2 protein-coding genes and 1 pseudogene are annotated in these 7,249 nt (G+C 68.6%); all 3 read left to right on the top strand.

Translation table 11 applies throughout. The features are described 5' to 3' along the window. Positions 1 to 3,626, top strand: a pseudogene (locus tag RBS12_RS14260) (hypothetical protein); the annotation flags it as partial. A 617-nt stretch (positions 3,627 to 4,243) separates the two neighbouring features. Beyond that, entirely contained in the window at positions 4,244 to 5,713 is a 1,470-nt protein-coding gene (locus RBS12_RS14255) for a choice-of-anchor G family protein (protein ID WP_307966781.1), read from the top strand. A gap of 116 nt (positions 5,714 to 5,829) precedes the next feature. Beyond that, positions 5,830 to 7,224 (top strand): copper amine oxidase, encoded by a 1,395-nt coding sequence (locus RBS12_RS14250; RefSeq protein ID WP_307966780.1) that lies wholly within the window; start codon positions 5,830 to 5,832, stop codon positions 7,222 to 7,224. Positions 7,225 to 7,249: the final 25 nt, after the last annotated feature.

The raw sequence follows: 7,249 nt of genomic DNA, 5'->3' as shown, positions 1-7,249 counted from the left end.
GCGGTCTTCCGGGCCTGCCCGGCGTGCCGAGCCTCCCGGGTGTTCCGGGTGTTCCTTCGGTTCCGGGTGTTCCGAATGTGGGTGGCCTTCCGGGCACGGTGACGAACGCGGTCGATGGGCTGCTGGGTCAGCTTCCGAGCGGTGGCGGTCTTCCGGGCCTGCCCGGCGTGCCGAGCCTCCCGGGTCTTCCCGGTGTTCCGTCGGTTCCGGGTGTCCCGAATGTGGGCGGCCTTCCGGGTACGGTGACGAGCACGGTCGATGGGCTGCTGGGTCAGCTTCCGACCGGTGGCGGGCTCCCCGGTGTTCCGGGCGTTCCGTCGGTTCCGGGCCTGCCGAATGTGGGTGGCCTTCCGGGCACGGTGACCAATGCGGTTGACGGTGTTCTCGGGCACCTTCCGAATGGTGGAGGTCTGCCCGGTCTTCCGGGTGTTCCGTCGGTTCCCGGCCTGCCGAACGTCGGCGACATTCCCGGCACGGTGATCAACGTGGTTGCTCCGGTCGTCAACGATGTTCTCGGGCACCTTCCGAACGGTGGCGGCGTTCCTGGCCTTCCGGGCGTTCCCTCGGTTCCGGGTCTGCCGAATGTCGGTGACATTCCTGGCACGGTGACCAACGTGGTTGCTCCGGTTGTCGATGGTGTCCTCGGGCACCTTCCGAACGGCGGCGGGCTCCCCGGCGTGCCGAGCCTCCCTGGTGTTCCGTCGGTTCCGGGCCTGCCGGGTGTCCCGTCGGTTCCGGGTGTTCCGAATGTGGGTGACCTTCCGGGCACGGTGACGAACACGGTCGACGGCCTCTTGGGTCAGCTCCCGAACGGCGGCGGTCTTCCGGGCCTGCCCGGCGTGCCGAGCCTCCCGGGTCTTCCGGGTGTTCCTTCGGTTCCGGGTGTTCCGTCGGTTCCGGGTCTGCCGAATGTCGGCGGCCTTCCGGGCACGGTGACGAACGCGGTCGATGGGCTGCTGGGTCAGCTTCCGACCGGTGGCGGGCTCCCCGGTCTTCCGGGCGTGCCGAGCCTGCCGGGTGTTCCGTCGGTTCCTGGCCTGCCGGGTGTTCCCTCGGTTCCGGGTGTCCCGAATGTCGGTGGCCTTCCGGGCACGGTGACTGGTGCGGTTGATCCGATCGTCAACGGTGTCCTTGGGAACCTCCCGAATGGTGGCGGCCTTCCGGGCCTGCCGGGTGTCCCGTCGGTTCCGGGTGTCCCGAACGTCGGCGGCCTTCCCGGCACGGTGACGAGTACGGTCGATGGCCTCCTGGGTCAGCTCCCGACCGGTGGCGGGCTCCCCGGTCTTCCGGGTGTTCCGTCGGCTCCGGGCCTGCCGAATGTCGGCGGCCTTCCGAGCACGGTGACGAACACGGTCGACGGTGTTCTCGGGCACCTTCCGACCGGTGGCGGCCTTCCGGGTCTGCCGGGTGTTCCGTCGGTTCCAGGTCTTCCGAACGTGGGTGACCTTCCAGGCACGGTGACCGGTGCGGTTGCTCCGGTCGTCAACGACGTTCTCGGGCACCTTCCGACCGGTGGCGGGCTCCCCGGTGTTCCGGGTGTTCCGTCGGTTCCGGGCCTGCCAGGTGTTCCCTCGGTTCCGGGTGTCCCGAATGTCGGCGGCCTTCCGGGCGCCGTGACGAGCACGGTCGATGGGCTGCTGGGTCAGCTTCCGACCGGTGGCGGGCTCCCCGGTCTTCCGGGCGTGCCGAGCCTGCCGGGTGTTCCGTCGGTTCCGGGCCTGCCGGGTGTCCCGTCGGTTCCGGGTGTCCCGAACGTGGGTGGCCTTCCGGGCACGGTGACGAGCACGGTCGATGGGCTGCTGGGTCAGCTTCCGAACGGTGGCGGGCTCCCCGGTGTTCCGGGTGTTCCGTCGGTTCCGGGTCTGCCGGGTGTTCCGTCGGTTCCGGGTGTCCCGAATGGTGGCGGTCTTCCGGGTCTGCCGAATGTCGGCGGCCTTCCGGGCGCCGTGACGAGCACGGTCGATGGGCTGCTGGGTCAGCTTCCGACCGGTGGCGGTCTTCCGGGCCTGCCCGGCGTGCCGAGCCTCCCGGGTCTTCCGGGTGTTCCTTCGGTTCCGGGTGTTCCGTCGGTTCCGGGTCTGCCGAATGTCGGCGGCCTTCCGGGCACGGTGACGAACGCGGTCGATGGCCTTCTGGGTCAGCTTCCGACCGGCGGCGGCGTTCCGGGTGTTCCGTCGGTTCCGGGTCTGCCGGGTGTTCCGTCGGTTCCGGGTCTGCCGGGTGTTCCGTCGGTTCCGGGTCTGCCGGGTGTTCCGTCGGTTCCGGGTCTTCCGGGTGTTCCGTCGGTTCCGGGTCTGCCGAATGTCGGCGGCCTTCCGGGGACGGTGACGAACGCGGTCGATGGGCTGCTGGGTCAGCTTCCGAACGGTGGCGGTCTTCCGGGCCTGCCCGGCGTGCCGAGCCTCCCGGGTGTTCCGTCGGTTCCGGGGCTGCCGAATGTGGGTGGCCTTCCGGGTGCGGTGACTGGTGCGGTTGATCCGATCGTCAACGGTGTCCTTGGGAACCTCCCGAATGGTGGCGGTCTTCCTGGTCTTCCGGGTCTTCCCGGTGTTCCGTCGGTTCCGGGTCTCCCGAACGTCGGCAACATCCCGGGTACGGTGACGAACGCGGTTGATCCCGTCGTCGGCGGAGTCCTCAACCAGCTCCCGACCGGCGGAAACCCCGGTGGCTCGGGTCTGCAGGATGTCGTCAACGTGATTGAGGAGATCGTGCACACGGCCGAAGGGGCCGCTAGCGGCCTCCCGGGCAACCCCGGTGCGCCGGGTCTGCCTGGCCTTCCGGGCGGTGTTCCGAGCCTTCCGGCTCTTCCCGCGGTCCCGGGGCTGCCGAACGTGAGCAACGTCCCCGGTGACGTGGTGAACTCAGTCGAAGGTGTGGTTGGTCAGGCTCCGGGTCTTCCGGGCACAGCCGGACTTCCGGGCCTCCCCGGCGTCCCGAGCCTCCCGAGCGTTCCCGGTGTTCCGAGCGTTCCCAGCCTCCCGGCGCTTCCGGGTCTTCCGGACGCCGGAGCTGTCACGAACGCCGTGAACGACGCAGTGGATCCGGCCCTCGGGACCGTGACCACGACCGTCGGGGACCTCGCGAGCGATCCGGCCAACCTCGGCGGTCTTCTGACGGCCCCGGTCGGCACCGTGACGACCGACCTCGGCAGCCTCCTCAATTCCGTGGACATCTCGGGCGGCGGCTCGGGTAGCGGGGGAGCCGGTGGCAACGGCGGCAGCCCCGGTGTCGGCGGCAGCGGCGCCACGGGCGGCATCGGCGGCAGCGCCGGTGTCGGCGGCAGCGGCGGCATCGGCGGTGTTGGCGGCACGGGCGACGGAACCGGTTCGGTCACCGGCGGCGCGAACGGCGGCACCGTGGGCAGCACGGGGGGCGGATCGGTGATCAGCCCCCTGGCTGACCTCGCTGACACCGGTTCCGGTTCCGGGACATTCGGCGGGATCAACCTCGCCGGCTTCGGGATCACGCCCGCCTCGAGCGGAGCCCTCGCCCTCGCGGCGACGGGGATCCCCGCGCTCGCCATGACGGGAGCGGATTCCATGGCCCCGGCCATCGCAGGCGGCGCCCTGCTCCTGGCCGGCGGTGTCCCGTTCCTCATGTACGGCCGCCGTCGGCGGCAGGCCTGACCCGAGCTCAGCCCGGCGGTCATCCGCCGGGCTGAGCAGGGGAAGCCTCAGTGGTGGCTGGGTCGGGGACGTTCCCCGGCCCAGCCGCCCACCCCAATGTCCCGACTCGAATTCGGGTCACCATATTTCAAGCGGACGACGGCGACGCGTCCCGCGGCGTCGAGAGGAGCCGAGCGCGATGGTTGGCCTAGGAATGCGGCTGCCTCTTCCGTCAAACGAGGACGACGACGAAGCTCGCCGCGAATTCTGCGGCATCGACGCGATTGTGCGAGCTCTCGTGAATACGGGAATCGATCTCGCAATCCCGTCATTTTCTTGATCTGACGGCGTTTTCAATGCTGTTCGTTCCACCGAACGAACCACGCTGAAAGCGGCATCAGGCGTGTCTAAATTAATCTTCTGTGCCCGCTTGGGAGGCCTCGCGCAATTTTCATAACAGCTATTGACAGTTCCTGCATAGAAATGCAACTTTTTTAGCGTCAGGGAATCCGCGTGTTTCATGGCGGCCGGTCGTCCGTGCTGCCTGAGCATCGCACTTATCTGGGAGGAGCCCTCAAATGTCCGAGAAATTGATATTCCACGCATTTTCTATGACGCGACGTTCCAAGGTGTTGGGTGTGGCCTCGGCCATCGCGCTTGCGCTCGGCTCGGCCGGGCCCGCCCTCGCGGACACCGCAGTGCAGTCTCGGGCCGACGCCGCGCCCGCGCAATTCAGCACGGGCGGAGCGCCGAACGCGACGTTCGGGGGAAGCTCCGCGTGGTACCCGGGCAACGCCGGACCGAACACGGGCGGCGTGTCGGCCAACGCCCAGCTCAGCGGGTCGGTCGCGTTCGGCGGCTCGAATGTTGCCCTGAGCGGCTTCGTGAACCTCGGCGGGCCGCTCACCTCGCGCAGCACGGCGTCGTCGCCCATCGACACGGATGCCGCGTCCGGTGCCCTCGGCTCGAACCTGTCCTTCCAGCCGGGTGCGGATCCGGCCCAGCCCGCCACGATCGATCTGCTCGCGGCCGGCGGCAACTCGGCCGTTCCCTCGAGCGTCGCCGATCAGGTGACCCTCCAGCTCGGGGCCTTCGCCTCGGAGACGAGGTTCGTCAATGGCCAGCTCCAGCCGGACCAGTACCGCGTTGGCCAAGCCGATCTCGTGGTCCATTCGCCGGCGGTCAAGGACGCTGCCGCCCAGCTGTACCAGGCTCTCGGCGCGGTCGACCGCGACATCGAGCAGACCGTCAGCCAGAACGTCCCGCTCACCACGCTCAAGAACCTTGTGGGCGGCACGCTTCCGACGCCGACGCTCACCGTCCACTCGAACACGCGGGACAAGATCTTCTCGGCGTTCCTCGCCAAGCCGCTCACGTCCCACAACAGGGTCGTCACGATCGACTTCTCCACGGGCACGGTCACGGTCCACCTCGATCAGATCCCCGCAGGCGGCATCAACAGCCAGCCCGCCAACAAGGAACTCGTCAACTCGTCCGACTACCCGCTCATCGCCACGACGGTCCACGACCTCATGCACGACGCGACCAACATCGCGATCGGCACGATCGAGCACTCGCTCGACGCGGTCCAGATCGGCCTCAATTGGTCGGGCCCGCTCGGCCCGTCTGACACCGTGAACGTCTCGTGGAACTTCTCGCTCCAGCAGGCCGTCACGGGCACGATGCCCCGCGCGACGAACAACAGCACGGGCCTCGTGGGCAGCATCACGGGGACCACCCTCGTCACGACGCTCAACACGCTCACGATCGCGGGCAACGCAGTGGGTCAGCTGTTCCTCCCGGCGTACAACCTGATCATCGCCAACGGCGGCAACGGGGTGTTCGATCTCCTGATCAACCAGATCAAGTTCGGCTTCACGTCGTCGGTCGTGAACATGCTCCAGCCGGTCTTCGGCATGGCGGCGCAGGTCGTCTCGGTCCAGGTCAACCACCAGACGACGAGCACGTGCACGACGTCGGGCGGCGCCCAGCTGCCGAACGCGCACTCGATCTCGGCGTTCAGCATCGGCTTCCTCCAGTCCTCGAACGCGGCACGGCTCGACCTCGGCCAGTCGGCCTCGTCCGTGACGCTGGCTGACTGCCGCTAGTCACCACCGAACCGGAGGGTGTGCCGCGGGTCTCGGCGGCACACCCTCCTTCTTTGACCCGCACGTGAACCCCGATTGACTCGCAATCAATGGGCAAAACAGATATGCAGGAAACCATGAACAGACCGCGCCTCGTCGTTGCCGCCGCGGCAGGAGCCGTCTTTCTGTTCCTCGGGGGACTCGGCGCGGGCGCGCTCATCGCCGCCGCGCAGCCCGCGAATCCGGCGCCCGCCGTCTCCGGCTCGGCCCCCGCCCATGGTGCCGCCGCGAGCGCGAGTGTTGCGCCGCCGTCGTGCGCTGACGGTGCGGCCCCCATGACGCACGCGTTTGCCTCCGGCACGGTGTGGAGCATGTGCTGGAAGGTCGACCCGCAGATGGGCCTCGTCATCACGAACGCCGCGTACACGGCTCCGGGGAAACCCGCCGTGCCCGTGCTCAAGGAGCTCGAGCTCTCCCAGCTCGAGGTCCCGTACGACAGCGGCCTGCAGATGACCCGCGACATCACCGACCACGGCTTCGGCGGCCGCAACATGCAGACCCTGAGGACGAACGAGTGTGGGGGAACCCGCGTCAAGGCGAGCATCCCGAACTTCGGCAACGGGGCGCTCGGCGATTCTGAGACCCGCGAGGTCCTGTGCAGCGAGGAGGCGGACACGGGTGTCGGCCTGCGCAGCACCTACAACGGCAACCCGATCTCGGAGCGGCTCCACGACTTCCGCCTCAGCACGATCTCCGAGGTCGGCTGGTACGAATACACCACGCTGTTCTCCTTCGGCGAGGACGGGAGCGTCACCCCGCAGCTCGGCGCGATGGGCGACCTCTCGCCCACGGACTACACGGACAACCTCGCGTGGGGCTCCCCGATCGGCAAGGGGCAATCGGGCATGGCCGTGAGCCACACCCACAACGCGGTGTGGCGGGTCCACTGGGACCTCGGCGGGCCGCAGAAGGTGTCGGAGTACAACTCCGACTTCTCCGGCCAGCGAGGCAGCGCCTCGGCGATCCTCAACGGCGCGCTCGCCCCCATCGCCAACGAGACGATGCGCCGCGTCCAGGATCGCCGGTGGTGGAGCGTGGCAGGGCCCCAGCAGAACGCCGACGGCCATCAGATGTCCTACCAGCTCCAGCTCGAGGCGACCGACGGCTACTCTCCCACGGGCTCCGGCGACATGGCTGGCATGCACGGAGCGGGCGACGGCGATGCGGCCTTCGGCTACGACGTCGCCTTCTCGCAGTTCAAGGACTGCGAGAAGTTCGCCACCGAGAATCTCTCGACGGGCTGCCCGACGGCGGACGTCCCGCAGTTCGTCGCGGACAAGGAAGCCCTCAGCGACGTCGTCTCGTGGGTTGCCGTCTCGTTCCACCACGTTCCGCGTGACGAGGACCAGAGCCCGATGTTCACCCATTGGCAGGGCTTTACGATGGCTCCTCGTGATGTTTTCGCGCAGAATCCGCTCACGCCGCCCAATCGCGCGAATCTCAACGGCGGCCCGAACCAGCCGGCGGGCTGATCAACAGGCAGGGGGGAGGCCTCGG

Source organism: Sinomonas sp. ASV322, from assembly GCF_030908245.1.
GTDB lineage: Bacteria > Actinomycetota > Actinomycetes > Actinomycetales > Micrococcaceae > Sinomonas.
The sequence above is the reverse complement of the archived record's forward strand: the minus strand, read 5'-3'. Positions and strand labels throughout refer to the sequence as shown.